The organism is Pseudomonas sp. ANT_H12B, assembly GCF_008369325.1.
GTDB lineage: Bacteria > Pseudomonadota > Gammaproteobacteria > Pseudomonadales > Pseudomonadaceae > Aquipseudomonas.
The window spans coordinates 1-26934 of sequence record NZ_VOBI01000026.1 but is presented as its reverse complement, the minus strand read 5'-3'; the positions used below and the strand labels follow the sequence as shown (position 1 = coordinate 26934).

At 59.5% G+C, this 26934-nt stretch carries 20 protein-coding genes; 11 read left to right on the top strand and 9 right to left on the bottom strand.

The features are described from left to right. Positions 1–144 precede the first annotated feature (144 nt). The 8 genes from ppsA (at position 145) to FQ185_RS27575 (ending at position 8213) form a co-directional block, all read left to right on the top strand. Positions 145–2520 carry a phosphoenolpyruvate synthase gene (ppsA, locus tag FQ185_RS27610; protein WP_149420194.1) on the top strand — a complete coding sequence of 792 codons (2376 nt, stop codon included), beginning with the start codon at positions 145–147 and terminating at the stop codon, positions 2518–2520. Between the two features lie 98 nt (positions 2521–2618). Further along, positions 2619–3614, top strand: coding sequence for an alpha/beta fold hydrolase (locus FQ185_RS27605; RefSeq protein WP_149420193.1), 996 nt, complete (start codon positions 2619–2621; stop codon positions 3612–3614). Positions 3615–3741: 127 nt separating this feature from the next. Beyond that, positions 3742–4233, top strand: a complete 492-nt coding sequence (rraA, locus tag FQ185_RS27600) for a ribonuclease E activity regulator RraA (RefSeq protein WP_149420192.1) — start codon at positions 3742–3744, stop codon at positions 4231–4233. Positions 4234–4258: 25 nt separating this feature from the next. Then, the gene (locus FQ185_RS27595) at positions 4259–5254 is read left to right on the top strand and encodes a zinc transporter ZntB (RefSeq protein WP_149420191.1); all 996 of its coding nucleotides are present in this window, start codon (positions 4259–4261) and stop codon (positions 5252–5254) included. A 63-nt stretch (positions 5255–5317) separates the two neighbouring features. Further along, a complete protein-coding gene (locus tag FQ185_RS27590) occupies positions 5318–5566 on the top strand; it encodes a CrfX protein (RefSeq protein ID WP_149420190.1) in 249 nt (82 codons plus the stop codon). Positions 5567–5568: 2 nt separating this feature from the next. After that, positions 5569–6393, top strand: a complete 825-nt coding sequence (locus tag FQ185_RS27585; protein WP_149420189.1) for a mechanosensitive ion channel domain-containing protein — start codon at positions 5569–5571, stop codon at positions 6391–6393. 87 nt (positions 6394–6480) lie between these two features. After that, positions 6481–7071: an RNA polymerase sigma factor SigX gene (sigX, locus tag FQ185_RS27580; RefSeq protein WP_008146300.1), complete on the top strand. Its 591-nt coding sequence runs from the start codon at positions 6481–6483 to the stop codon at positions 7069–7071. 107 nt (positions 7072–7178) lie between these two features. Next, the gene (locus tag FQ185_RS27575) at positions 7179–8213 is read left to right on the top strand and encodes an OmpA family protein (RefSeq protein ID WP_149420188.1); all 1035 of its coding nucleotides are present in this window, start codon (positions 7179–7181) and stop codon (positions 8211–8213) included. Positions 8214–8302: 89 nt separating this feature from the next. On the opposite strand, the gene cobA is transcribed toward FQ185_RS27575, so the two are convergent. From cobA to FQ185_RS27535, 8 genes are all read right to left on the bottom strand, one after another. Then, positions 8303–9067 carry a uroporphyrinogen-III C-methyltransferase gene (cobA, locus tag FQ185_RS27570; RefSeq protein ID WP_149420187.1) on the bottom strand — a complete coding sequence of 255 codons (765 nt, stop codon included), beginning with the start codon at positions 9065–9067 and terminating at the stop codon, positions 8303–8305. Positions 9068–9078: 11 nt separating this feature from the next. Next, complete coding sequence (locus FQ185_RS27565) at positions 9079–11793, bottom strand: nitrate reductase (RefSeq protein WP_178113614.1); 2715 nt, start codon at positions 11791–11793, stop codon at positions 9079–9081. After that, the gene (gene nirD, locus FQ185_RS27560) at positions 11793–12110 is read right to left on the bottom strand and encodes a nitrite reductase small subunit NirD (protein ID WP_149420186.1); all 318 of its coding nucleotides are present in this window, start codon (positions 12108–12110) and stop codon (positions 11793–11795) included. Before nirD ends, FQ185_RS27565 begins: the two co-directional genes overlap by 1 nt. Beyond that, on the bottom strand, positions 12107–14575 hold the full coding sequence (gene nirB / locus FQ185_RS27555; protein ID WP_149420185.1) for a nitrite reductase large subunit NirB: 2469 nt from the start codon (positions 14573–14575) through the stop codon (positions 12107–12109). Before nirB ends, nirD begins: the two co-directional genes overlap by 4 nt. 293 nt (positions 14576–14868) lie before the next feature. Further along, complete coding sequence (locus tag FQ185_RS27550) at positions 14869–16536, bottom strand: bifunctional protein-serine/threonine kinase/phosphatase (RefSeq protein ID WP_149420184.1); 1668 nt, start codon at positions 16534–16536, stop codon at positions 14869–14871. Positions 16537–16543: 7 nt separating this feature from the next. Further along, positions 16544–17755, bottom strand: a complete 1212-nt coding sequence (locus tag FQ185_RS27545) for a NarK/NasA family nitrate transporter (protein WP_149420183.1) — start codon at positions 17753–17755, stop codon at positions 16544–16546. 289 nt (positions 17756–18044) lie between these two features. Further along, positions 18045–18620 (bottom strand): ANTAR domain-containing response regulator, encoded by a 576-nt coding sequence (locus FQ185_RS27540; RefSeq protein ID WP_149420182.1) that lies wholly within the window; start codon positions 18618–18620, stop codon positions 18045–18047. A gap of 15 nt (positions 18621–18635) precedes the next feature. Beyond that, positions 18636–19847: a CmpA/NrtA family ABC transporter substrate-binding protein gene (locus FQ185_RS27535; RefSeq protein WP_149420181.1), complete on the bottom strand. Its 1212-nt coding sequence runs from the start codon at positions 19845–19847 to the stop codon at positions 18636–18638. 227 nt (positions 19848–20074) lie between these two features. Here FQ185_RS27535 and FQ185_RS27530 point away from each other — a divergent pair, with 227 nt between their 5' ends. Continuing rightward, a complete protein-coding gene (locus FQ185_RS27530) occupies positions 20075–21094 on the top strand; it encodes a quinone-dependent dihydroorotate dehydrogenase (protein WP_149420180.1) in 1020 nt (339 codons plus the stop codon). 143 nt (positions 21095–21237) lie between these two features. On the opposite strand, the gene rmf is transcribed toward FQ185_RS27530, so the two are convergent. Beyond that, positions 21238–21453 (bottom strand): ribosome modulation factor, encoded by a 216-nt coding sequence (gene rmf / locus FQ185_RS27525; protein WP_003223300.1) that lies wholly within the window; start codon positions 21451–21453, stop codon positions 21238–21240. 530 nt (positions 21454–21983) lie between these two features. On the opposite strand from rmf, the gene rlmKL reads away from it, so the two are divergent. Both rlmKL and FQ185_RS27515 read left to right on the top strand, forming a co-directional pair. After that, on the top strand, positions 21984–24254 hold the full coding sequence (rlmKL, locus tag FQ185_RS27520) for a bifunctional 23S rRNA (guanine(2069)-N(7))-methyltransferase RlmK/23S rRNA (guanine(2445)-N(2))-methyltransferase RlmL (protein WP_149420179.1): 2271 nt from the start codon (positions 21984–21986) through the stop codon (positions 24252–24254). 142 nt (positions 24255–24396) lie between these two features. Then, positions 24397–26796 (top strand): GGDEF domain-containing protein, encoded by a 2400-nt coding sequence (locus tag FQ185_RS27515; RefSeq protein WP_149420178.1) that lies wholly within the window; start codon positions 24397–24399, stop codon positions 26794–26796. The last annotated feature ends 138 nt before the right edge of the window (positions 26797–26934 follow it).

Here is a 26934-nt window from a genome sequence, read left to right as displayed (position 1 = left end):
TCTTGGATATGATAGGCGCGATTTGCCGGCCGCCAGTGGCCCGCATTCTCACTTATTTTCCAGGTCCAGGCCATACAGCTGGCAAACGCTCCTTAGAGCAGCCGGCTTCTGAGCTTTTCCAACACAGTTAGTGGAGAGATCACCTTGGTAGAGTACGTAGTTTCCCTCGATAAGCTCGGCGTCCATGATGTAGAGCACGTAGGGGGCAAGAACGCATCCCTGGGCGAGATGATCAGTAACCTTGCAGGTGCCGGTGTATCGGTGCCCGGTGGCTTCGCCACGACAGCTCAGGCTTATCGTGATTTTCTCGAGCTGAGCGGCCTGAACGATCAGATCCATGCCGCCCTCGACGCCCTGGACGTCGACGATGTCAATGCCCTGGCCAAGACCGGCGCCCAGATCCGTCAATGGATCATGGAAGCCGAATTCCCCGAGAAGCTCAACGCCGAGATCCGCACCGCGTTCGCCACGCTGTCGGCCGGCAACCCTGACATGGCCGTGGCCGTGCGCTCTTCCGCTACCGCCGAAGACCTGCCGGACGCTTCCTTTGCCGGTCAGCAGGAAACCTTCCTGAACATCCGTGGTGTCGAAAACGTCATTCGTGCCGCCAAAGAGGTGTTCGCTTCACTGTTCAACGACCGCGCGATCTCCTACCGCGTGCACCAGGGCTTCGACCACAAGCTGGTTGCCCTGTCGGCTGGCGTGCAGCGCATGGTCCGCTCCGAAACCGGCACCGCCGGCGTGATGTTCACCCTCGATACCGAATCGGGCTTCCGTGACGTGGTGTTCATCACCGGCGCCTACGGCCTGGGTGAAACCGTCGTACAAGGCGCGGTGAACCCGGATGAGTTCTACGTCCACAAAGGTACGCTGGAAGCCGGTCGTCCGGCGATCCTGCGTCGCAACCTGGGCAGCAAAGCCATCAAGATGATCTACGGCGAAGTCGCCACGGCCGGTAAATCGGTCAAGACCATCGACGTGGACAAGGCTGATCGCGCCCGTTTCTGCCTGAGCGACGCCGAAGTCAGCGAACTGGCCAAGCAAGCGATGATCATCGAAAAGCACTACAAGTGCCCGATGGACATCGAATGGGCCAAAGACGGCGACGACGGCAAGCTCTACATCGTTCAGGCCCGTCCTGAAACCGTGAAGAGCCGCACCCAGGCCAACGTCATGGAACGTTACCTGTTGAAAGAAACCGGCACCGTGCTGGTTGAAGGTCGCGCCATCGGCCAGCGCATCGGCGCCGGCAAGGTCCGCATCATCAAGGACGTGTCCGAGATGGACAAAGTCCAGCCAGGCGACGTTCTGGTCTCCGACATGACCGACCCGGACTGGGAACCGGTCATGAAGCGCGCCAGCGCCATCGTCACCAACCGTGGCGGTCGTACCTGCCACGCGGCGATCATCGCTCGCGAGCTGGGCATCCCGGCCGTGGTCGGTTGCGGCAACGCCACCCAGCTGTTGAAAGACGGCCAGGGCGTGACCGTTTCCTGCGCTGAAGGCGACACCGGTTACATCTTCGAAGGTGAGCTGGGCTTTGACATCAAGAAAAACTCCGTGGACGCCATGCCTGATCTGCCGTTCAAGATCATGATGAACGTCGGCAACCCGGATCGTGCATTCGACTTCGCGCAGCTGCCGAACGCCGGTGTGGGCCTGGCCCGCCTGGAATTCATCATCAACCGCATGATCGGCGTGCACCCCAAGGCGCTGTTGAACTACGCCGGGCTGCCGCAGGACATCAAGGACAGCGTCGACAAGCGCATTGCCGGCTACGACGATCCGGTCGGTTTCTACGTCGAGAAACTGGTTGAAGGCATCAGCACCCTGGCCGCTGCGTTTACGCCGAAAAAGGTCATCGTGCGGCTGTCGGACTTCAAGTCCAACGAATACGCGAACCTGATCGGCGGCAAGCTCTACGAGCCGGAAGAAGAGAACCCGATGCTGGGCTTCCGTGGCGCCTCGCGTTACATCAGCGAATCGTTCCGTGACTGCTTCGAACTCGAATGCCGTGCCCTCAAGCGCGTGCGCAACGAGATGGGCCTGACCAACGTCGAAATCATGGTGCCGTTCGTCCGTACGCTTGGCGAAGCCAGCCAGGTTATCGACCTGTTGGCAGAGAACGGTCTGAAGCGTGGCGAAAACGGTCTGCGCATCATCATGATGTGCGAACTGCCGTCCAACGCCATTCTGGCCGAAGAGTTCCTTGAGTTCTTCGACGGATTCTCCATCGGCTCCAACGACCTGACCCAGCTGACCTTGGGCCTGGACCGTGACTCCGGGATCATCGCTCACTTGTTCGACGAGCGTAATCCTGCGGTCAAGAAGCTGCTGGCGAACGCCATTGCCGCGTGCAACAAGGCTGGCAAGTACATCGGTATTTGCGGACAGGGTCCTTCGGACCACCCTGATCTGGCCAAGTGGCTGATGGAACAGGGCATCGAAAGCGTTTCGTTGAACCCCGATTCCGTACTGGAAACCTGGTTCTTCCTGGCTGAAGGTCAGGCTCCGGCCTGATAGGTGAGTGAAACCTTGGCCCTTGCAGTGGGCCGGGGTTTTTAGATTCAAGTAGGGCGGGCTCCTCTGGAAGCCGCCCTTTTTTGTGCAAGAGCATTATGCAAAGCAGCAGCAACCTATTTCCTGTCGCCCTGATCAGCGCCGAGCGGCGCGGTGATCTGAGCGAAGACGTCTATCGTTTGAAACCCGGCAACAGCCCTGACGGTACTGTCGAGCTGGCCGTGACACGCTTGGGCATGGCGGATGGCTCGGACACGCGCGGCGTTCCGGTCATTTTGCTGCATGGCAGCTTTTCAAATCGCCGGTTCTGGTTTTCCCCCAAGGGGCTGGGCTTGGGCGCCTATCTGACGCGTTTGGGATTCGATGTATGGGTTCCGGAAATGCGCGGTCATGGTCTGTCCCAGCGCAACCACGACTACCGCAAAAACCGTGTCAGCGACTACGCTCGATACGATCTGCCAGCCATTGGCGCGTTCGTGCGTGAACAAAGCGGTCAGGTTCCGCACTGGATCGGTCACTCGCTGGGTGGCATTACCCTGGCCGCGGCGTTGGGTGGCGAGTACATCGGCGAGCCTGTCGTGGCGTCTGCGGCGTTCTTTGGTGCGCAAGTCAGCCGCACCTACTGGCCGTTGAAAATTCCGCCGGTGGAGTGGAGCGGGCGCTTCATTCTCAAGCGTTTTGCCCAGCTGTCCGGTTCCCGGCTCAAGCGCGGCCCGGAGGACGAGCCGATTGGCCTGGCCCTGGAAAGCATGCGCTGGTACGGCCTGTTCGGGCGCTTTGGCGACGCCGACAAGGATTGGTGGGCCGGGTTGGCGGAGGTCAAGTCGCCAGTGCTGGCGGTCAGCGCAGCGGGCGACCATCAAGACCCGACATGGGCCTGTCGCAAGCTGTTCGATCAGGTGGGTAGCGAACACAAGCAATTCATCAACCTGGGTCGTGAGCAGGACTTTGGCGACAATTTCGGTCACGTGGAAATGCTCGTCAGCAAAGCCGCGCAGATTGAAGTCTGGCCATTGGTAGCCCGCTGGCTGGTGGATCAGCAGACGCCATTGCTGGGTGAAAAAGCGGATTTGGCCCAAGCGATCTCAGCCTGATGCTCTATCAAGGGCATTTCGCTATGATCTGCTTGCGGCTAAGATATGACGCATTGAGCTGTTCTGGTCATTTCAGTCACTGAGATATCGGTGATGTTCGTGCCTTTCTCTTTACAGGAGTTTCTCGATGAACCATTACCTCACGCCTGACCTGTGCGACGCCTATCCGGAGCTGGTGCAGGTGCTGGAACCGATGTTCAGCAATTTCGGCGGCCATGATTCCTTCGGCGGCGAAATCGTGACCATCAAGTGCTTCGAAGATAACTCGCTGGTCAAGGAACAAGTCGAGCTCAACGGTGAGGGCAAGGTGCTGGTGGTCGACGGTGGCGGCTCCTTGCGTCGCGCATTGCTGGGCGACCTGCTGGCCGAGAAAGCTGCGAAAAACGGTTGGGAAGGGCTGGTGATCTACGGTTGCATCCGCGACGTCGACGTCATCGCGCAAACCGACCTGGGTGTTCAGGCCCTGGCCAGCCATCCGATGAAAACCGACAAGCGCGGCATTGGCGATCTCAACGTTGCCGTGACCTTTGCGGGTGTGACGTTCCACCCCGGCCATTACATTTATGCGGACAACAACGGTGTGATCATCTCGCCAAGCCCGCTGAAGATGCCTGAATAAATAGCGGTTCAACAAAGGGATGAGGATGTTCGAGGAAGAAAACGCGCAGTGGGGGCTGGTGCATGCCCTGGTGCTGGATGGTAAAGGCGGTGCGCGTTCGATAGCCCGGACTGAACTCGATGACTTGCAGATGCAGCCCCATGAAAGCCTGTGGCTGCACTGGGATCGCAGTCACCCGCAAACCCGCACGTGGCTGCGCAAATCCAGTGGTCTGAGCGAATTCAGCTGTGACCTGCTGCTCGAAGAAAACACCCGTCCGCGTCTTTTACAGCTTTCCGACAGCGAACTGCTGCTATTTTTGCGTGGGGTCAACCTGAACCCGGGTGCCGAGCCGGAAGACATGGTGTCGGTGCGCATCTTCGCCTCGGCCCAGCGAGTGATTTCCCTGCGTTTGCGTCCGTTGCGCGCCACCGATGAGTTGCTGGTGCAACTCGGTGAAGGCAAAGGGCCGAAAACGGCCTCCGAACTCATCCTTTATATGGCTCAGTACCTCACCAATAAGGTGCAGGATCTAGTCAGCGGCCTCTCGGAAGTGGTCGATGAGGAAGAAGAAAAGCTGGATGCCGACGAACGGTATACACCCGAGCACGGAGCCGTTTTACAGATCCGCCGCAGGGCTGCTGCGTTGAAGCGGTTTCTCGCTCCGCAGCGGGAAATTTTCGGTCAGCTGACGCGGATAAAACTGCCCTGGTTCGTCGAAGATGATGGCGATTACTGGAACGAATTGAACAACAGCCTGACCCGGTACCTTGAGGAGCTGGAATTGACCCGGGAGCGGGTGGGCCTGGTCCTCGAGGCCGAAGATAGACGTTTGAGCGTGCGAATGAATCGCACGATGTACCGTTTCGGGATCATCACCGGGATCTTTTTGCCGATGAGTTTTCTGACCGGCCTGTTGGGTATCAACGTCGGCGGCATTCCGTTCTCGGAAAGTCCGTATGGCTTCCTGATTGCCTGCCTGATGATGATCTCGGTGGCACTCGGTCAGTGGTGGTTATTCCGACGTTTGCGCTGGGTCTGAAGATGAGCCATGTGACCAGACCAAATTTGATCGCGTCTTTCACAGACATCACGAGAGGTGCGTATGCACGATCCGTTTGAACAGTCTTTGCGTGACATGCTCAAGGCATCACCGTCCACTCGGGACGACGATGCGTGCCTTGGCCGTGTACTGAAAACCGCCAACCGCCAGGTCGGCGCCGGTGATCTGTTCAGCCTGCTGGGCCGCTGGTTGCCCGCGCTGATGATCGCCCTGAATAACGGATCGGCCCATGTCTCGCCGGTTTCCCGTCACCGTAAATCTACCGTTCGCACTGCTGATAAGGCTGATTGAATATGGAACTTGATCTCTGGACTCAGAGCCTCGTCACTGCAATGACTGCGTTATGGACCAAGGTTGCAAATTTCATCCCGAACCTGTTCGGCGCACTGGTTGTGCTGCTGTTGGGTTTTGTCGTGGCGAAACTTTTGGATACTTTGCTGTCCAAGTTGCTCGCCAAGCTGGGCCTTGATCGCCTGATGGGCGGCACCGGTCTGACCAAATTGCTGTCGCGCGCCGGTCTGCAAGTGCCGATCTCGACGCTGATCGGCAAGATCGTCTATTGGTTCGTTCTGCTGATATTTTTGGTTTCTGCCGCAGAATCCCTTGGACTTGAGCGAGTTTCAGCTACGCTGGATATGCTTGCGCTGTATTTGCCGAAAGTCTTCGGCGCCGCGCTGGTGCTGCTGGTGGGTGTTTTGCTCGCGCAACTGGCCAATGGGCTGGTGCGTGGTGCGGCGGAGGGTGTAGGGCTTGATTACGCCGCGGGCCTGGGGAGAATTGCCCAGGGCCTAGTGATTATCATCAGTATTTCGGTCGCAATCAGCCAGTTGGAGGTCAAAACTGACCTGCTTAACCATGTGATTGTCATCGTATTGATTACCGTTGGTCTGGCGGTTGCGCTGGCCATGGGGTTGGGAAGCCGGGAAATAGCCGGTCAGATTCTTGCGGGAATCTATGTGAGAGAGTTGTATCAGATTGGGCAACAAGTGCGTGTTGGCGAGGTCGAAGGTCAGATCGAAGAGATCGGCACGGTTAAAACCACATTGCTGACCGATGAGGGTGAGCTAGTCTCTCTCTCTAATCGGATCCTCCTGGAGCAGCATGTGAGTAGCCGTTAACCCGGCAAACCCTGCTAATGTATGCCGCCGCAAAATGTCCTGAAAGGATTGCGGCGGACATTGACCTGACTGTCGGCCCGACTTGTTTTGAATAAAGCTCAATCGCTCTCCACGCGCTACGACCCCCGCGAGCTCTCTGATGAGGAGTTGGTCGCGCGCTCGCATACCGAGCTGTTTCACGTAACGCGCGCCTATGAAGAACTGATGCGGCGTTACCAACGAACATTATTTAACGTCTGTGCGCGGTATCTTGGGAACGATCGTGATGCAGATGATGTCTGTCAGGAAGTGATGTTGAAGGTGTTGTATGGCTTGAAGAACTTCGAGGGGAAATCGAAGTTCAAGACATGGCTATATAGCATCACGTACAACGAATGCATCACGCAGTATCGGAAGGAACGGCGAAAGCGTCGCTTGATGGATGCTTTGAGTCTGGACCCCCTGGAGGAAGCGTCTGAAGAAAAGGCGCCGAAACCCGAGGACAAGGGTGGACTCGATCGCTGGCTGGTGTATGTGAACCCGATTGACCGTGAAATTCTGGTGCTACGCTTTGTCGCAGAGCTGGAGTTTCAGGAGATCGCAGACATCATGCACATGGGTTTGAGTGCTACAAAAATGCGTTACAAACGCGCTCTAGATAAATTGCGTGAGAAATTTGCAGGTATTGCTGAAACTTAGTTCGGCGCAAATATCTCTTACGTGTAGGCAAGTTCTGATAGACTTGCCGCCGAGTTGTCCCCCGGTTTGCGGGACTGCTTCACAATCACCAGATGGGGATTTAACGGATGAAACTGAAAAACACCTTGGGCTTGGCCATTGGTTCTCTTATTGCTGCCACTTCGTTCGGCGCTCTGGCACAAGGCCAAGGCGCAGTTGAAATCGAAGGCTTCGCCAAGAAAGAACAATTCGACAGCGCTCGTAACTTCAAGAACGACGGCAACCTGTTCGGTGGTTCGGTTGGTTACTTCCTGACCGACGACGTTGAACTGCGTCTGGCTTACGACGAAGTGCATAACGTTCGTTCCGACGACGGTCGTAACATCAAGGGCGCTAACACCGCTCTGGACGCTCTGTACCACTTCAACAACCCGGGCGACATGCTGCGTCCGTACGTTTCGGCTGGTTTCTCCGATCAAAGCATCGGTCAGAACGGCTCCGGCGGTCGTGACCGTTCCACCTTCGCCAACGTTGGCGGCGGTGCCAAGCTGTACTTCACCGAGAACTTCTACGCCCGTGCTGGCGTTGAAGCTCAATACAACATCGACCAGGGCGACACCGAGTGGGCTCCAAGCGTCGGTATCGGTGTGAACTTCGGTGGCGGCTCCAAGCCTGCTGCTGCTCCAGTTCCAGCACCAGCTGAAGTCTGCTCCGACAGCGACAACGATGGCGTGTGCGACAACGTTGACAAGTGCCCGGACACCCCAGCCAACGTAACTGTTGACGCTGATGGCTGCCCAGCAGTTGCTGAAGTTGTTCGTGTTGAGCTGGACGTGAAGTTCGACTTCGACAAGTCGGTAGTCAAGCCTAACAGCTACGGCGACATCAAAAACCTCGCTGACTTCATGAAGCAGTATCCATCCACCACCACTTCTGTTGAAGGTCACACTGACTCCGTCGGTCCTGACGCTTACAACCAGAAACTGTCCGAGCGTCGTGCAAACGCCGTTAAGCAAGTTCTGACCAACCAGTACGGTGTTGAATCGTCCCGCGTTCAGTCTGTTGGCTACGGCGAATCCCGCCCAGTTGCTGACAACGCAACTGACGCTGGTCGTGCTGTAAACCGTCGCGTAGAAGCGCAGGTTGAAGCTCAAGCTAAGTAATTAGCCCGCAGCTCTGAGAAAAGCCCGGCTTAGGCCGGGCTTTTCTTTGTCTGCGATTTGGTCAGGGCAGGGTTGGAGCGGGGGGAGAGTCAGGCTGACTGATTGAGCGCTGTCTCGGGCAAGCCATGTTCCAGAATGGACACTTTCGCACAGGCTGCCACGGCACCGATCACCAGGATCGCCGGGCTTTTGAGTTCGAAGCTGTAGGCATCTTCTTCCATTGCTGTCAGGTCGCTCCGACATTCCCGTTGGTGTGGCAGGGAAGCGTTTTCAATCATCGCCACCGGTGTCTCCGCCGTCATTCCTCCTGCGAGCAACTGCTCACGAATCTCGCTCAGTTTTGCGACACCCATATACACCACCAGCGTCGTGCCACTTTGGGCCAAGGCTTGCCAGTTCAGGCTGCTGCCATCTTGAGTGTGGGCGGTGACCAGCGTCACGCCACGCGCAACACCCCGCAGGGTCAACGGAATATCGCATTGCGTTGCACCGGCAAGCCCGGCAGTGATGCCGTTGACCAGTTCGACTTCAACTCCATGTTCACGCAGCCACTGCGCTTCTTCGCCGCCCCGGCCAAAAATGCACGGGTCGCCACCCTTGAGCCGCACCACGCATTTGCCGTGGCGGGAATAACGCAGCATCAGGCGATGAATGAACGCCTGAGGCGTGGAACGACAGCCGCCGCGCTTGCCCACAGGAATGATCCGCGCCTGCGGGCAATGCTCCAGCACCGCGTCGTTGACCAGGTCATCGATCAGCACCACATCCGCCTCTCTCAACGCCCGAACAGCTTTGAGGGTCAACAATTCCGGATCGCCAGGACCCGCACCCACCAGCCAGACTTTTGCGCTCATAGTGTTTTTCCTCACGAGGTGACGGCGACCGGCTGCGCAGTGACGGCCAGCAAACGCTTGATTTCCGGGGCACAGGAGCCGCATTGCGTGCCGCAACCCAATTCTTGTTTCAAACCCTGCAAGTCCAGGCCTCGACTGATACCGGCGCACACCGCGCTTTGGCTGACGTTCATGCAATTGCACAGGGTTTTGGTGCCGGACGAGGGAGTGCCCGCGTTACCCGGCGGTGCGCTCAGCGGCGCGAGCAACCAGCGCCGCAGTTGTTCATCGGCTCGACCTTCGAGCCACAGGCTTTGCAGCCAGTGCTGGGCAAGTGTTTCACCGGCCAGGCGAATGGCAGTGATCCGGCCATTCTCGATCCGTACGCGTTTGCCGATGGAGCGTCGTGGGTCGTCGTAGGCCAAAACAAGACCGTCATTGAGCGCCAGGCATTGATCGATATCACGCAGCAGTTTTGGATCTGGTGCGGCGGCGCTGGCAGCGCGTATGAGCAGCGCTGGGCGTTCGCGGCCGGCAAGGCTGAGGCTGACGTAGGAAAACGCCTCACACAGTGGTCGTAGCGTCTCAAAATGCTGTTGAATATCGCCCTCGACCAGTGCGAAAAGGTTCCATGGTAGTTCCACGGGTTCGAGGCGCACACCGCTGTGTTTGAGTTCCGGTTGTTTCGACAATGGGTCGAAAGCCGGTTGGGTGAGCGCATTTACCCCGCCCTTGAGGAAACGGTCCCCCCAATGCATGGGCAGAAAGGCTTGACCCGGGCGCACGCTGTCGTCGCTGCCGACGGCGACAATCACTGCCCCGCGGCGACTTTTCAGGCTGACCAGGTCGCCCGATTGCAGCCGATGCCGACGCAGTTCATCGGGGTGCAAACTCAACACCGCTTCGCTGACGTGGCCGAACAGTTGCGCGGCAGTGCCGGTGCGGCTCATTCCATGCCATTGATCGCGCAGGCGGCCGGTGATCAGGGTCAGCGGGAAGCGCGCATCGCGTTGTTCCTTGGCGGCGCGATACGGGTCAGCCACGAATTGCGCGCGTCCACTGGCCGTCGGGAAAATCCCGTCCAGATAGAGTCTGGCCGTGCCTTCGCTGGCGCCAGTGGGGAAGGGCCATTGCTGCGGGCCGAGGCGGTCGATCAGTGCATGACTGATGCCGGACAAGTCCAGATCACGTCCGCGCGTCAATTGCTTGTACTCGTCGAAGACCTGCGACGGGTTTTCAAAAGCGAACAGGCTGGTTTGTTCGGGACGCAGATATTTTTCCAGACGCTGTGCGAAATCCACCGTGATGGCCCAGTCCGAGCGGGTTTCACCGGGTGCGACGATGGCTCGACGAACGTGGGAAATGCGCCGTTCGGAGTTGGTCACCGTGCCGTCCTTTTCACCCCAGCTGGCGGCAGGCAGCAGCAGGTCAGCGAAGGCGGCGGTTTCGGTGGTGCGGAAGGCTTCCTGCAACACCACGAACGGACAGGCCTCAAGTGCTGCGCGCACGGCGGTTTGATCCGGCATTGATTGCGCGGGGTTGGTGCAAGCGATCCACAGCGCTTTGATTTTGCCGTTGCGCACCTGTTCGAACAGTTCAATGGCCGTAAGCCCGGTTTTCTCGGGGAGTTGCTCAACGCCCCAATAATCGGCCACTTGCGCACGGTGTTCGGCATTGGCGGCTTCGCGATGGCCTGGCAGCAGGTTCGACAGACTGCCGGTTTCCCGCCCGCCCATGGCATTCGGCTGACCGGTCAAGGAGAAAGGTCCTGCGCCGGGGCGGCCGATTTGCCCGGTGGCCAAGTGCAGGTTGATCAACGCACTGTTTTTTGCACTGCCGGCGGTGGACTGGTTCAACCCCATGCACCACAACGACAAAAAACTCGGTGAAGTGCCGACCCACTCGGCGCATTGCTGCAGTTGTTCAACGCCAATGCCACAGAGCTGCGAAACCATTTGCGGCGTGTAATCGCGCACCAGGTTTTTCAGTTCGGCCAGGCCTTCGGTGTGAGCCTTGATGAAGTCGCGGTCGACCCAGTTTTCCCACAGCAGCAGGTGCAAAATCCCATGGAATAACGCGACATCGGTGCCCGGCAGAATCGCCAGGTGCAGGTCAGCCAAATCGCAGGTGTCGGTACGACGTGGGTCGATGACGATGACTTTCATCTGCGGCCGGCGGGATTTGGCTTCCTCCAGGCGACGAAACAGTACCGGGTGGGCGTAGGCCATGTTACTGCCGACGATCATCACGCAGTCGCTCAACTCCAGGTCTTCGTAGCTGCACGGCGGTGCGTCGGCGCCCAGGCTGCGCTTGTAGCCGACCACGGCCGAAGACATACACAGCCGTGAATTGCTGTCGATGTTGTTGGTGCCCACCAGCGCTCGCGCCAGTTTGTTGAAACAGTAGTAATCCTCGGTCAGCAATTGCCCGGAGATATAGAACGCCACGCTGTCCGGGCCGTGTTCGGCAATGGTTTGGGCGAAGACGCTGGCGGCGTGATCGAGGGCGGTGTCCCAATCGGTGCGGCTGCGGGCCAGGCCTTTGCCCAGGCGCAACTCGGGATACAACGCCCGGGCCGCGAGATCGCCGGTCAAGTGCAATGTAGAGCCTTTGCTGCACAGTTTGCCGAAGTTGGCCGGGTGGGCCGGATCGCCGCTGACCCCGAGGATGCGCTCGCCGTCATGCTCGATCAGCACGCCGCAGCCGACCCCGCAGTAGCAGCAGGTGGAAGCGGTGATCTGGTTCATCAGCTTGCTTCCCGCAGGGCCAGCAACACCCGGCCATGCTCGACCCGTGCTGAATGATGGTGAGCGCAACCGATGTCCGGGGCCTGGGCTTCACCGGTTTCCAGGTCGATCTGCCAATTGTGCAGTGGGCAGGCGACCCGTTTGCCGTAGATCAGACCTTGGGACAGTGGCCCGCCCTTGTGCGGGCAGCGGTCATCGAGTGCGAAAACCTCATCGTCGCTGGTACGAAAAATCGCGATGTCGCCTTTTGGACCGGCGATGATCCGCGAGCCCAGGGCATTGATTTCTTCCAGTGCGCAGATATCCAGCCAGTTCATGCCGGCACCTCCAGATTCTTCACCGTGATGACGTCGAATTCTTTCTTCAGCAGCGGTTGTTCCAAGCGTTCCTGCCACGGGTCCTGTTCGAACGACAAGGAGAATTGCAAGCGATCGTTGAGCGCTTTGCGCCGCTCTGGGTCTTCCAGCACGGCTTTCTTGATGTGTTCCATGCCGACCCGTTGCAGGTAGTGCACGGTGCGTTCGAGATAAAAAGCTTCTTCGCGATAGAGCTGCAAGAACGCGCCGTTGTATTCACGCACTTCTTCGGCGGTCTTGAGCTTGACGAAGAATTCCGCGACTTCGGTTTTGATCCCGCCGTTGCCGCCGATGTACATCTCCCAGCCCGAGTCCACGCCGATAATTCCGACGTCCTTGATGCCCGCTTCCGAACAGTTGCGAGGGCAACCGGAGACGGCCAGTTTCACTTTGTGCGGCGACCACATGTTGAACAGGTCGTGCTCAAGCTCGATGCCCAGTTGCGTGGAGTTCTGGGTGCCGAAGCGGCAGAACTCGCTGCCGACGCAGGTTTTTACGGTGCGGATGGATTTGCCGTAGGCGTGGCCGGACGGCATGTCGAGGTCCTTCCAGACGCCCGGCAGGTCCTGCTTCTTGATGCCCAGCAAATCGATACGCTGGCCGCCGGTGACCTTGACCATCGGCACGTTGTATTTGTCGGCCACGTCGGCAATGCGCCGCAGTTCCGAAGGATTGGTCACACCGCCCCACATCCGTGGGACTACAGAGTAAGTGCCGTCTTTCTGAATGTTGGCATGGGCCCGTTCGTTGATCAGGCGCGATTGCGGATCGTCCTTGGCTTCGCCCGGCCAGGTGGAAATCAGGTAGTAGTTGAGCGCCGGGCGGCAGGTGGCACAGCCGTTCGGGGTGCGCCAGTTCAGGTAGCTCAGGGTGCCGGCGATGGTCAGTAGATGTTGTTCGCGGATGGCCTGGCGAATTTGGCCGTGGTTGAGGTCGCTGCAACCGCAGATGGCTTTTTCGCTTTTCGGTTTGACATCCGCCGCGCCGCCCACGGTGTTGATCAGGATCTGTTCCACCAACCCTGCGCAGGAGCCGCAAGAGCTGGCCGCCTTGGTGTGTTTCTTGACGTCGTCGACGCTGAACAACCCGTGTTCCTGAATCGCCTTGACGATCGTGCCTTTGCACACGCCGTTGCAGCCGCAGACTTCGGCGGTGTCGGCCATGCTCATGGCTTTGTCCTGGCCTTGATGTCCTACGTCGCCCAGGGCCAGCTCCATAGACGAAGAGCCACCGAACATCAGGTGATCGCGGATCTGCGCGATGTCGTGATTCTCACGGATCTGCCGGAAATACCAGCCACCGTCTGCCGTATCACCGTACAGACAGGCCCCGACCAGCACGTCATCCTTGATCACCAGTTTTTTGTAGACCCCGCCGATGGGGTCGGAGAGGGTGATGGTTTCGCTGCCTTCGCCGCCCATGAAGTCGCCAGCGGAAAACAGGTCGATGCCGGTGACTTTCAATTTGGTCGACGTTACCGAGCCCTTGTAGGTGGCGAAGCCCAGTTGGGCGAGGTGGTTGGCGCAGACCTTGGCCTGTTCGAACAGCGGCGCGACCAGGCCATAAGCGATACCGCGGTGGCTGGCGCATTCGCCAATCGCGTAGATGCGCGGGTCGTAGGTTTGCATCGTGTCGTTGACCAGAATCCCGCGGTTGCAGGGAATGCCTGATTTTTCCGCGAGTTCGGTGTTGGGGCGAATGCCGGCGGCCATCACCACCAGGTCGGCGGGGATGATGTCGCCGTTCTTGAACTCAACCGAGCCGACCCGGCCATTGCCAGCATCGTGCAGGGCCTGGGTTTGCTCGCAAAGACGAAAGTGCAGGCCGCGAGCCTCCAGTGCGGTTTGCAGCAACTGGCCGCTGGTTTTGTCCAGTTGCCGTTCCAGCAGCCATTCACCGATGTGCACCACCGTGACGTGCATGCCGCGCAGCATCAGGCCGTTGGCGGCTTCGAGGCCGAGCAGGCCACCACCGATCACGACCGCGTGCTTGTGGGTTTTCGCGGTGTCGATCATTGCCTGGGTGTCGGCGATGTCACGGTAGCCGATCACGCCGTGCAAAGTGTTGCCGGGGATTGGCAGGATGAACGGGGTCGAACCGGTGGCGATCAGCAGGCGGTCGTACTCTGCTTCGGTGCCGTCTTCGGCGATCACCCGGCGTTTCACCCGGTCGATCTGCACCACTTTGCGGTTGAGCAGCAGCTTGATGTTGTTTTCCAGGTACCAGTCCAGATCGTTCAGCACGATCTCTTCGAAGGTCTGTTCACCGGCCAGGACCGGCGAGAGAAGGATGCGGTTGTAATTGGTGTGGGGTTCAGCGCCGAAGACCGTGATGTCGTACAGCTCATTGCTCAGCTTGAGCAGCTCTTCCAGGGTGCGAACCCCCGCCATGCCGTTGCCGATCATCACCAGTTTTAGTTTTTTCATCAGATTCTCCGGGGAGCTCAGACCCGCCTCATCAGGGCTTTCAGGTCTTGCTCGACAAATTTTGCGCAAACAAAAAAAGGCGTCCCGCTAGTTGCCTAGCGAGGACGCCTTTGTCCTGGTCCCGTTCTCTCGGGCAGCGCATCCTTCATCGTTGAAGGCTGGGCTTTATGTATGGTGAGAGAGGTAATGCAGTGGTTGTGCCAAGTTCTTCCGGTACCCGGATTTACTGGAGTTGGTCGCGGTCTCAAACCGAGGTCAGTGATTTATTGCACCGAATCAACGCGCAATGCCCATTAATGGAGCGCCACAACCAGCAGCACCAGGTTCACCAGCAATGACACCAGCGCCAAGGTCCGCCAGACCTTCAACGGTTCGCGCTCCAGCAGCGGTCTGGGTCGCACGCTCAAACTGCGCCGCTCGCCCTGTTCCAGCAGCAATAACCATTCTTCGGCCGTTTCAAATCGCTGACCCGGATCCGCCGCAACGGCGCGTTCCAGGCTTTGCGCGATCCATTCCGGCAAGTCGGGTCGGTAGCGACTGGCGCTGACCGGTGCACCAAACCGTGGACGCTGAAACGCTTCGATCTCGCCGTAGGGATAGTGTCCGGTCAGCAGAAAATACAACGTCACGCCGACTGCATACAGATCCTGTTGCGGTGTCGGTGTGTCACCGCGAAAGGCTTCCGGCGCGATATAGCTGGGCGTTCCGGGCAGGGCAGAAGGCTGATCTTCGGACAGGCCGGGGCAGTAGGCGAGGCCGAAGTCCAGCAGGCGCAATTCGCCGTCATCGCTCAGCAGCAGATTCTCCGGTTTGATATCGCGATGCAGAATCTGCCGTCGATGCAGCATGCCCACGGCCCGCAGCAGACGTTCAGCCAAATCCAGCCATTGAGCCAGAGGCAGCGGTCCGACTTTTTCATACAGGTTTGCGAGCGTCGATCCCGAATATTCCCGCATCACGTAGTACAAATGCTGACGCTGACTGGCCGCGTGGACTTCAGGGAAGTGCCGCCCGGCCACGCGCTTGAGAAACCATTCTTCGGACAACAACGCCTGCCCGGCCAAATGATCGTCGCGCAGCGCGCCGGGCAAGGTTTTCAGCAGCCAGGGCTGTTGTTGCCCATCGCGAACCCGATAGAGCAATGATTGCTGGCTCTGACCGAGTATCCCTTCGACCTGCCAGCCCTCGAAGGTCTGGCCCGGTTTCAATACGGGCGGCAGCGGCCATTGCTGCAAATGAATCAATGCATCACCGATACTCGTTTCACCCAGGGCATCGACCCGCACCAGCAAGGCGCTGGCGTTGTCCTGACTGCCGGCCAGATGCGCCGCGTTGACCAGGGTTTGGGCTGCGCTGTTCAGATCCGGTTGGTCGCGCAGAATTGCCGCAATCGCAGTGTCACCCAGCACGGCCCAAATGCCGTCGCTGAGCAGTACGAAACTTTCGTTCAAGCGCAGTTCGCCATCGAGAAAATCCAGCACCAGATGCTGATCGAGCCCAAGTGCCCGTTTGAGCACATGTTGCATGCCCGGCTGGTCCCAGACGTGATCCTCGCTGACCCGTTGCAAGGTGTCGGCGTGCCAGCGATAAACCCGGCAATCGCCTACATGGGCCAAGGTAAATCGCCTACCGCGCATGACCAAAGCACTGACAGTGGTGAGCAATGGTTGCCCACCGCCATTGGCCTGCAACCAGCGATTTTGCGCCAACAGCAGACGATCCAATGCCTGCGCCACACCCCAGGTTTCCGGCGTGGCGTAGTAGTCGAGCGCCAGTGCCTGCAAGGTCGAACGGGCCGCGAGACCGCCATCGGCGCATTGGCTGACGCCGTCGGCGATGGCGAACAAGTAACCCTTGCTCGCCGCCAGCGCCGGGGCCGGAGTGACCAGGCGCAGGGCGTCCTGATTCTCCTCGCGAGGGCCGATGGCGCTCGCTTCGGCAAAGCTCAGTTGCAGGCTCATTCAACCCTCACACCCGGGCAGCGGTGACCGCCGCCGAACCCCAAGTGGTTCTCCAACGACGTTTTACGCCGTGCAGACCGAACCAGGCGAGGACACCGAGGCTGGCGAACAACCACAGCGCCAACTGATAGCTGCCAGTGCTTTGCTTGATTGCGCCCATGCCTGCCGCGAGGGCGAAACCGCCAATGCCGCCGGCCATGCCGATCAGTCCGGTCATTACCCCGATCTCCCGACGAAAACGCTGCGGAACCAACTGGAATACCGCGCCGTTGCCCGCACCCAAACCGAGCATGGTGCACACGAAAAGTGCCAATGCCGCGTAGGAACTCGGCAAGTTGAAACCGACCGCGGCGATGCAGATCGCGGCCACGGTGTACATCACGAGCAGCGTGCGGATACCGCCGAAACGGTCAGCCAGTGCACCGCCCAGTGGACGCATCAGGCTGCCACCGAACACGCAGGCTGCGGTGTAGTAACCGGCAGTGACCGGGCTCAGGCCATATTGATCGTTAAAGTAGCCGGGCAGGGCGCTGGCCAGGCCGATGAAGCCACCGAAGGTCACGCTGTAGAAAAACATGAACCACCAGCTGTCGCGGTCGCCCAAGGCTTTGAAGTAGTCAGACACCGACTTGGCTTTTGGCCGCTCAGGCGCGTTTTTGGCCAACCAGGCGAAGACGATGAGGGTCAGAATCAGCGGGATCAGGGCGAAGCCGAACACGTTGCTCCAGCCAAATGCGGCAGCGAGCACCGGGGCGATCAGTGCAGCGAGCACCGTGCCCGAGTTACCGGCACCGGCGATGCCCATGGCTTTGCCTTGATGCTGCGGCGGATACCATTGCGACGCCAGGGGCAGGGCGACGGCGAAGGATGCGCCGGCCATGCCGAGGAACAGGCCCAGCAACAACGCTTGCTCGTAGCTGTGGATGCCGTGTTTCCAGGCGACGAACAGGGCGCAGATGACAATCACCTGGCCAATCAGACCGGCAGTTTTTGGCGACAGGCGATCAGCCAGCAAGCCCATTACAAAGCGCAATACCGCCCCGGCTAGAATCGGCGTGGCCACCACCAGTCCGCGCTGTTGGGTGGTCAGGTGTAAATCGGCGGCGATTTGCACCGCCAGTGGGCCGAGCAGGTACCAGACCATGAAGCTCAGGTCGAAATAGAGGAAGGCCGCGAACAATGTCGGGGTATGGCCGGATTTCCAGAAGCTTGAATTCATCGCGCACCTCAGCTGTTTGTAGTCTCGAGAAGGAGTCATGAGCTTGCAGGTGGGGCGCCGCATCGGCCGCACCACCGGCCCCGGTCTCTGGGGCCAAAACAAAAAAACGCCGCCACCCGATTCGCCATGGGCAAATGAGGTGAGCGACGTCTTTGTCGTAGGTGGGGCAACCGCCGTTGGTTACCTGTAGTGATTACTTTGCGAGATATGTGCCACATTCACACTGATCGTTCCCACGCTCAGGTGGGAATGCCGCCATGGACGCTCTGCGTCCGGTTCGTTGGGGGAGTCAGTCGAGCAGCTCACTCATGGCAATGATCTGCTCCGCCACCTGGATCAGCTTCTGCTGGCGGCTCATGGCCTGGCGGCGCATGAGGGTGTAGGCCTCTTCTTCGTTGCAGTCTTTCATTTTCATCAGCAGCCCTTTGGCCAGCTCGATGCGCTTGCGCTCCGCCAGTTGCTGGTCGCGGGCGGTGAGTTGGGCGCGCAAGGCCTGGTCGCTTTCAAAGCGCGCCATGGCCACGTCGAGAATCGGCTGCAAGCGTTGTGCGTGAATGCCTTCGACGATGTAGGCACTGACCCCGGACTTGATCGCCTGGCGCATCACGTCGGGGTCGTGCTCGTCGGTAAACATCACAATGGGCCGTGGCTGATCACGGCTGACCAGCACCACTTGCTCCATGACATCACGGCTCGGTGACTCGGTATCGATCAGGATCACGTCCGGACGCACCGTTTCGACGCGTGCGGGCAGGTCGATGGTCAGGCCGGATTCATCGATCACCTCGAACCCGGCTTCGGTCAGGGCGGCTTTCAGGCGACCGACTTTCTTCGCGGTGTCGTTGATCAGCAGGATACGCAACATAGTCGTGGTCTCCTGTCAGCGGCTGGCGAATCGGTGCGAGCTGTCGCTCATGGCGTGCAGTTTGAAACTATGGGCGTAACCGGCCGGGTCCGAGCCGTCCCAGACCTTGCCGTCGATCAATTGGCTGCTGCGCATTTGCTGACTCCCGGCGGCTATACCGACTGCGGTAGCGGCCTCACGGAATAAGTCTAGTTGTTGGACCTGCCGGGCTACCGCGAGGTAGTCCGGGTCGTCGCGCAACAAACCCCAGCGGCGGAACTGGGTCATGAACCACATGCCATCGGACAGATACGGAAGATTGACCTCGCCGTCGCCATGGAAACGTAGCGCGTGCGGGTCTTGCCAGCGATTGCCGAGACCGTCGGCGTAGTCACCGAGCAACCTAGGCTCGATGCAGTCGAGCGGCGCGTCGAGGAATTCGGGGGCACTCAACAGTTTCGCGGTGCTGCGGCGGTTTTCGGTGCTTTGTTCAATGAAGCGGCTGGCTTCGAGGACCGCCATCACCAAGGCACGAGCGGTGTTCGGGTATTGCTCGACAAAGGCGCGGGTGCAGCCGAGGACTTTTTCCGGGTGATCGGGCCAGATGGTCTGGGTTGTGGCCATGGTGAAACCCAGGTTCTGCTGCACCGCGCTGGCAGACCACGGCTCGCCGACGCAGAAGCCGTCGATACGCCCCGCTTGCAGGTGCACGACCATTTGCGGCGGCGGCACCACCACGCTGTCGACATCGTGCAACGGATGAATCCCCTGACTGGCGAGCCAGTAATACAGCCACATGGCGTGAGTACCGGTAGGAAATGTCTGGGCGAAGGTCAGTTTTGGGCGACTTTGGTGCACGTGCAGGTGAAGTGCTTCAGGACTGGTCACGCCCACGCCTTGCAAACCGTGGGAGAGGTTGATGCTCTGGCCGTTCTGGTTCAGGCCCATGAGCACGGCCATGTCGGTGGGGGGCACTCCGCCGATGCCCAAATGCACGGCGTAGATCAAGCCGTACAGGCTATGGGCAGCGTCGAGCTCGCCGCTGACCAGTTTGTCGCGCAAATTGGCCCAGGACGATTGGCGCTTGAGGTTCAGGGTCAGGCCATAAGGTTGGGCGAAGCCCTGCGTGGCGGCGACCACCACCGAGGCGCAGTCACTCAGGGCCATGAAGCCGAGGTTGATTTCGGTCTTTTCCGGGGCATCGCTGCCGTTGACCCAGGCCAGTGGGCCCGCTGTGGTTTCATTCATGGCTAAACACCTTCCAAAAAAAGCGTCGTCCCTGGCCCTCGCGCGAGCAAAGCCGGGTGACGACGCCTTTGTCTTTCGACTCATCCCGCCGTTGGCATGAGTGCTGATGCCTATGTTGGTGCAAGGCATATGCCATCGCAGGCTGATTTTGTCTCGCACCTCGCCTGCAACCCCGATGCCCGGCTATAATCGCCGCCACTTTTCGTAGCCCAGAGTCAAACCCGCCCATGTACACCCTGGCCCGTCAGCTGTTGTTCAAACTTTCCCCGGAAACCTCCCACGATCTGTCCCTGGACCTGATCGGCGCGGGCGGGCGTTTGGGCCTCAACGGCTTGCTGTGCAAGGCGCCGGCAAAAATGCCGGTGCACGTCATGGGCCTGGACTTCCCGAACCCGGTCGGTCTGGCGGCTGGTCTGGACAAGAACGGCGCAGCCATCGACGGTTTTGCGCAACTGGGTTTTGGTTTTGTCGAAATCGGCACCATCACCCCGCGTCCTCAGCCGGGCAACCCGAAGCCACGGATTTTCCGTCTGCCGGAAGCCGAGGCGATCATCAACCGCATGGGCTTCAACAACCTCGGCGTCGATCACCTGCTGGATCGAGTGGCGGCGGCCAAGTTCAAGGGCGTGCTGGGCATCAACATCGGCAAGAACTTCGATACACCGGTTGAGCGTGCAGTCGACGATTACCTGATCTGCCTCGACAAGGTCTACGCCCACGCCAGCTACGTAACGGTCAACGTCAGTTCGCCGAATACCCCGGGCCTGCGCAGCCTGCAGTTCGGCGACTCGCTCAAGCAACTGCTCGCCGATCTGGCCACGCGCCGGGCGGAACTGGCGCTGCGTCACGGTAAACACGTGCCGCTGGCGATCAAGATCGCACCGGACATGACTGATGAAGAAACCGCTCAAGTGGCGCAAGCGCTGATCGAAACCGGCATGGACGCGGTGATCGCCACCAACACCACCCTGAGTCGCGTGGGCGTCGAAGGTATGGAGCATGGTGACGAGGCGGGTGGCTTGTCCGGCGCACCGGTTCGCGACAAGAGCACCCACACCGTGAAGGTACTGGCGGCAGAGTTGGCGGGTCGTTTGCCGATCATTGCCGTGGGCGGCATTACCGAAGGCAAGCATGCGGCTGAGAAAATCGCCGCGGGTGCGAGCCTGGTGCAGATCTACTCCGGCTTCATCTATAAAGGCCCGTCGCTGATTCGTGAATCCGTAGACGCAATAGCAGCCCTGCGCTGATTTGTAGCAGGGGAATGTGTGGGGAGCAGGCATAAAAAAGGGCTCCTCGAAGGAGCCCTTGGGCCGGAGCCCGCCGCCCGGATGGGGCGTGCGTGGTAAGTCGTTACGTAATCAGATTGTCGTGTCGGAGTGTGTGCCCTGTGTTAGCCGACGGCGTGAAGTTCGTTGAGTCTATGGATTCCCGCAGTGCCGGTCATACCGTCCCAGTTGTCGCCGCGTCCTTCTCGCCAGCCGTTAATCCAGGCTTGACGTACCGACGGTAGAGTAAATGGGCAAAGCTCACGGGATTTGCCACCAACGCCATATTGATATCCGCGCAAAAATGCTCTTTCCAACGGATCACGCTTAAGTCTTCTCATAGGGTGTTGCCCTCACTTGTTGACTGTATTTATCGCGTCGACCTCAATTGAGGTCTGGCAGAAAAAACTTCTGCCGTTGGGGCTCGCTGTCGGCGTCGCGAGCCAAGGTGTTGGCGCCGTTGCGACGTCAACCTGTATTGACTTCTAACCAATGCGTCACATCGAGGGAATGATCGTTTTGTCATAAGGACGTAACCATTCAGGTGGTATGGCCATAAGTAACACGATGTTTGCCCGTGTTTATTGGCCAAACCCCGGTATGATCGGCCCTGCACTGGATGATGGTATTAATCCTTTATTGAGAATATCTCGCGTTGCGCTGAGGCATTATTCGACGAAGGGTCGACTTATGACATTTTGTTGCATCAACTTTTTTATCTGCCCATGCATCTAAGCTCTTCTAACCTGAGCAGCAAGGGTGGGACGGCACACTTTCGTGCCACGCGGGCGCTCTTTTAGAAAAGCGCCTGATTGAAAACCGGGCCGGCAATGCGTTGCCGGTCCACTCAGCTAAAGGCTTTGAAATTCCAATGTCCGACCAATTCGAAATCTTCCTCACTTGCCCCAAAGGCCTTGAAGGCCTGCTCATCGAGGAAGCCGTCGGGCTTGGCCTTGAAGAAGCGCGTGAGCACACCTCCGCCGTGCGCGGCATGGCCACCATGGAAACCGCTTATCGCCTGTGCCTGTGGTCGCGTTTGGCGAACCGGGTGCTGCTGGTGCTCAAGCGTTTCCCGATGAAGGACGCCGAAGACCTCTACCACGGTGTGCTCGATATCGAGTGGCAAGACCACATGCTCAATGACGGCACACTGGCCGTGGAGTTCAGCGGTCACGGCTCGGGCATCGACAACACCCATTTCGGTGCCTTGAAAGTTAAAGACGCCATCGTCGACAAACTGCGCACTCCGCAGGGCGATCGTCCGTCCATCGACAAGCTCAACCCGGACCTGCGCATTCACCTGCGTCTGGATCGCGGTGAAGCGATTCTGTCCCTCGACCTGTCCGGCCACAGCCTGCACCAGCGCGGCTATCGCTTGCAGCAAGGGGCGGCGCCGCTGAAGGAAAACCTCGCGGCCGCAATCCTCATCCGTTCCGGCTGGCCACGCATCGCTGCCGACGGCGGCGCCCTGGCTGACCCGATGTGCGGTGTCGGTACGTTCTTGGTCGAAGCGGCAATGATCGCCGCCGACATGGCGCCGAACCTGCGTCGCGAGCAGTGGGGCTTCACGGCGTGGCTCGGTCACGTCCCGGCGCTGTGGAAAAAACTGCACGAAGAAGCCACCGCCCGCGCCGCTGCCGGTCTGGCCAAGCCACCGCTGTGGATTCGCGGTTACGAAGCTGACCCGCGACTGATTCAACCCGGTCGCAACAACGTCGAACGTGCCGGCTTGAGCGAGTGGATCAAGATCTACCAGGGCGAAGTCGCGACCTTCGAGCCGCGTCCGGACCAGAACCAGAAAGGCCTGGTGATCTGCAACCCTCCGTACGGCGAGCGTCTGGGCGACGAGGCGAGCCTGCTTTACCTCTACCAGAACCTTGGCGAGCGTCTGCGTCAGGCCTGCCTGAACTGGGAGGCCGCGGTATTCACCGGCGCCCCGGACCTGGGCAAGCGCATGGGCATCCGCAGCCACAAACAGTATTCGTTCTGGAACGGCGCCTTGCCGTGCAAATTGCTGCTGATCAAAGTCACGCCGGACCAGTTCGTCACTGGCGAGCGCCGCACCCCGGAACAGCGTCAGATCGAGCGTGAGCAGGCCGAAGTCGAAGTCGAAGGCAACGACGTGGTGCCGGGCAAGTACGAGAAGTACAACAAGAACGGCAACCCGATCAAACCGGCACCGGTGGTGATTGAGCAGCCGCGATTGAGCGAAGGCGGGCAGATGTTCGCCAACCGCCTGCAAAAGAACCTCAAGGCCCTCGGCAAGTGGGTCAAGCGTGAAGGCATTGACTGCTACCGCGTCTACGATGCCGACATGCCGGAATACTCCATGGCCATCGACCTGTATCAGGATTGGGTCCACGTCCAGGAATACGCCGCGCCGAAATCCATCGATCCGGAAAAAGCGTCGGCGCGAATGTTCGATGCCCTGGCGGCCATCCCGCAGGCCTTGAACATCGACAAAAACCGCGTGGTGGTCAAACGTCGCGAGCGCCAGAGCGGCACCAAGCAGTACGAACGCCAGGCTGCTCAGGGCAAGTTCGTCGAGGTCAACGAAGGTGGCGTCAAGCTGCTGGTGAACCTCACCGACTACCTCGACACCGGGCTGTTCCTCGACCACCGGCCGATGCGCATGCGCATCCAGAAAGAGGCCGAGGGCAAGCGCTTCCTCAACCTGTATAGCTACACCGCAACCGCCAGTGTTCACGCAGCCAAGGGCGGCGCGCGCAGCACTACCAGCGTCGACCTGTCGAAAACCTATCTGGACTGGGCGCGTCGTAACCTCTCGCTGAACGGTTTCTCTGACAAGAACCGCTTGGAACAGGGCGATGTGATGGTCTGGCTGGATGCCTGCCGTGACGAGTTCGACCTGATTTTCATCGATCCGCCGACCTTCTCCAACTCCAAGCGCATGGAGGGGATCTTCGACGTGCAGCGTGATCAGGTGCAACTGATCGACCTGGCCATGGCGCGTCTGGCGCCGGGTGGGGTGCTGTACTTCTCCAACAACTTCCGCAAGTTCGTGCTTGAGGAAAATCTTGCCGAGCGTTACGCGGTCGAAGAAATCACCGCGCAGACCATCGACCCGGACTTTGCCCGTAACGGCAAGATCCACCGTGCCTGGAAAATCACGGCTCGTTGACAGTTAATTTGATTGGATCCACAGAGCCTTGATTTTTAAAGGCTCTTGGCTTCTTTCTGTGCTGGTTAAATTAGTGGCTAATAGCTATAACTCAACTCATGGCCAATGGGCTTTCCCGCACCTGGCGTTTTGAGTTGCGTCTATGTCGTTGTACGCCGTGCGCCCGAAGATCCTGGGTTTTATCAGTGAAGATGTCTCGGCCTGGCTGGTCGCGCTGCTGGTATTGCTCGTCGGCGGGATTCTCACGGGATTGTTGGCCTGGTCGACGCTGAATCTGTTTCACCATCAATTGCGGCAACGTTTCCAACTGCTGGCCAGTGAACGTTACAGCCGTATCGAAGAACGCTTCGAAGATCAGGAGCAGCGCCTCGATGGGCTGCGCCGGCTCTTTGCCAATTCCAATTCGGTTTCCCGCAGGGAATTCGACGGTTACACCGCACCTCTGTTGCACCGAACCCAGGCGTACTCGTTCGCACGGCGGGTTACGGGCGCCGAGCGAGCCGAGTTTGAACGCAAGGTGCGTGAAGAAGGTTTGCCCGATTTCACCCTTCGTGAGCTCAATGCCGACGGCGTGCTGCAACTGGCTGCCGAACGAGATGAGTACGTGGTGGTGCTCTATAGCCAGACACAAAGCAAACTCGGCTCGCCGCTGGGCTACGACTTGTTGGCCCAGCCCTTGCGTCGTTCCACGCTTGAACGGGCTGACCGGCATGGCGGCATGGCGGTGTCGCAACCGATGCACCTGGTGAGTATCGAGCCAGCCTATGCGCGAGGTGTGCTGCTGGTCGCGCCGGTCATGCTGCGCAATAGTCCGAGTGCGGCCGCAACGAAACCATACGGTTATGTGATGGCGGTGATCAGCATGCGTCAGTTGCTGGCGGACGGGTTGCCGGAGGCGCGCCGTGACTACCTTTCGGTGCGCATCCTCGACTTATCCACAGATGATCAGCACGAAGTGCTTTATGAGTCCCCCAACACGCCGGCCCCCAGTGAGTTGGCCACGACGCGGCTGCTGCGGCTTGCCGACCATGACTATCAAGTCGATATCCAGCCCAGTAAAGCCTTCCTGCAAGCCAACCACTCTTCGGTGACCAGCCTGGTGGTGATGGGCGGTTTGCTCAGCCTGTTGCTCAGTGCCTTGCTCTATGTGTTGGTCAGCCAGCGTCAACGGGCGGTCAAGATGGTAGAACAGCGGACTAAAGAGCTCCGCGCCCGTGAGCAGGAGTTGCGCGGCACCCATGGCCAGTTGCGCGGCGTATTGAATGCCGCGACCCAAGTGGCAATCATCGCCACGGATTTACGCGGGATCATCAGCACCTTCAATGCCGGCGCCGAGCAGATGCTCGGTTATGCCAGCGCGGAAGTAGTCGGCCATATGACTCTGGAAAACCTGCACCTGCCCCGTGAGCTTGTGGCGCGTTCGGCGGAGTTGAGCGCACGTTATGGCAAACCGATTCCCACTTGTCAGGCGATGTTGGTCGAGGGCGGCGAGGAAGGCGGTCATGAAGCCCGGGAGTGGACGCTGGTCCGTAGCGATGGCAGCCATTTGGCAGTGAACATGCTGGCAACCCCGATACTCGAGGAACAAGGCCTGTGGGTCGGGCATCTGGCGATCTGTATCGACATCACCGAGCGCAAACGGGTCCACGAGGCCTTGGCGGCACGGGACCTGTTGCTGAAGAAACTCAGCGCCCATGTGCCCGGCGGGATCTACCAGTTCAAGATGGAATTCGACGGGCGCTTCAGTGTGATCTACGCCAGCGACGGTATTCGCGAGATCTACGAGCTCGAACCGGACGTGCTGTTGTTCAACGCCGAAGTGATTTTCACGCGGATCCATCCCCAGGACACCACCCGAGTCCGTGCGTCGATCCGGGCGTCGGCGGACACCCTCAGCCCCTGGCGCGAGGAATACCGCGTTCAGCTGCCTTTGCGCGGCCTGCGCTGGGTTCGTGGCGAGGCGACGCCGGAGGAGCTGCCCGGTGGCGGGGTGCTCTGGCACGGCTACATCTCGGACATTTCCGACCTGAAAAGGGTGGAAGAAGAGCTGCGGGCACTGTCGGTGACGGACTCCTTGACCGGGATTCATAACCGTCGCTATTTCCAGGAACGCCTGGCCACCGAAATGGCCCGGGTCGAGCGCGGTGGCGGCGAGTTGTCGGTGATCATGCTCGATATCGACCATTTCAAGCGCATCAATGACCAGCATGGCCACGCGGTGGGGGATCGGGTGTTGCGGGCGGTGTGCGAGTGCATCGGCCATCGGCTGCGGCGCACCGACGTGTTCTGTCGCCTGGGCGGCGAGGAGTTCATGGTGCTTTGCCCGGATATCAACGGCGAGCATGCCCATGCCCTGGCCTTGCAGTTATGGCAAGCGTTACGCAGCTCACCGATCGAAGACGTCGGGACAGTGACCGCGAGTTTCGGGATTGCCAGTTGGCGAGTCGGAGAGGGCGCGGATGCACTGTTGCTGCGAGCGGACTCAGGCGTTTACGCGGCGAAGCAGGCGGGACGGGATCGGGTTGAAGCGGAGATGAACTAAGCCTGGCGGGATGATCGTTCCCACGCGGAGTGAACTGACCCCCAAAGGTTGAACACAACCTTTGGGGGTGTCATGGGTAAGTACACAGAGCAAGTAAAACTGGCAGCAGTGCAGGACTACTGTTCCGGTAGCGCGGGT

What these genes read in the sequence shown, in the direction of transcription:
- FQ185_RS27605 (WP_149420193.1), top strand. Translation starts at nt 2,619, where the DNA reads ATGCAAAGCAGCAGCAACCTATTTCCTGTCGCCCTGATCAGCGCCGAG.
- rraA (WP_149420192.1), top strand. Translation starts at nt 3,742, where the DNA reads ATGAACCATTACCTCACGCCTGACCTGTGCGACGCCTATCCGGAGCTG.
- FQ185_RS27595 (WP_149420191.1), top strand. Translation starts at nt 4,259, where the DNA reads ATGTTCGAGGAAGAAAACGCGCAGTGGGGGCTGGTGCATGCCCTGGTG.
- FQ185_RS27590 (WP_149420190.1), top strand. Translation starts at nt 5,318, where the DNA reads ATGCACGATCCGTTTGAACAGTCTTTGCGTGACATGCTCAAGGCATCA.
- FQ185_RS27585 (WP_149420189.1), top strand. Translation starts at nt 5,569, where the DNA reads ATGGAACTTGATCTCTGGACTCAGAGCCTCGTCACTGCAATGACTGCG.
- FQ185_RS27575 (WP_149420188.1), top strand. Translation starts at nt 7,179, where the DNA reads ATGAAACTGAAAAACACCTTGGGCTTGGCCATTGGTTCTCTTATTGCT.
- cobA (WP_149420187.1), bottom strand. Translation starts at nt 9,067, where the DNA reads ATGAGCGCAAAAGTCTGGCTGGTGGGTGCGGGTCCTGGCGATCCGGAA.
- FQ185_RS27565 (WP_178113614.1), bottom strand. Translation starts at nt 11,793, where the DNA reads ATGAACCAGATCACCGCTTCCACCTGCTGCTACTGCGGGGTCGGCTGC.
- nirD (WP_149420186.1), bottom strand. Translation starts at nt 12,110, where the DNA reads ATGAACTGGCTGGATATCTGCGCACTGGAAGAAATCAATGCCCTGGGC.
- nirB (WP_149420185.1), bottom strand. Translation starts at nt 14,575, where the DNA reads ATGAAAAAACTAAAACTGGTGATGATCGGCAACGGCATGGCGGGGGTT.
- FQ185_RS27550 (WP_149420184.1), bottom strand. Translation starts at nt 16,536, where the DNA reads ATGAGCCTGCAACTGAGCTTTGCCGAAGCGAGCGCCATCGGCCCTCGC.
- FQ185_RS27545 (WP_149420183.1), bottom strand. Translation starts at nt 17,755, where the DNA reads ATGAATTCAAGCTTCTGGAAATCCGGCCATACCCCGACATTGTTCGCG.
- FQ185_RS27540 (WP_149420182.1), bottom strand. Translation starts at nt 18,620, where the DNA reads ATGTTGCGTATCCTGCTGATCAACGACACCGCGAAGAAAGTCGGTCGC.
- FQ185_RS27535 (WP_149420181.1), bottom strand. Translation starts at nt 19,847, where the DNA reads ATGAATGAAACCACAGCGGGCCCACTGGCCTGGGTCAACGGCAGCGAT.
- FQ185_RS27530 (WP_149420180.1), top strand. Translation starts at nt 20,075, where the DNA reads ATGTACACCCTGGCCCGTCAGCTGTTGTTCAAACTTTCCCCGGAAACC.
- rmf (WP_003223300.1), bottom strand. Translation starts at nt 21,453, where the DNA reads ATGAGAAGACTTAAGCGTGATCCGTTGGAAAGAGCATTTTTGCGCGGA.
- rlmKL (WP_149420179.1), top strand. Translation starts at nt 21,984, where the DNA reads ATGTCCGACCAATTCGAAATCTTCCTCACTTGCCCCAAAGGCCTTGAA.
- FQ185_RS27515 (WP_149420178.1), top strand. Translation starts at nt 24,397, where the DNA reads ATGTCGTTGTACGCCGTGCGCCCGAAGATCCTGGGTTTTATCAGTGAA.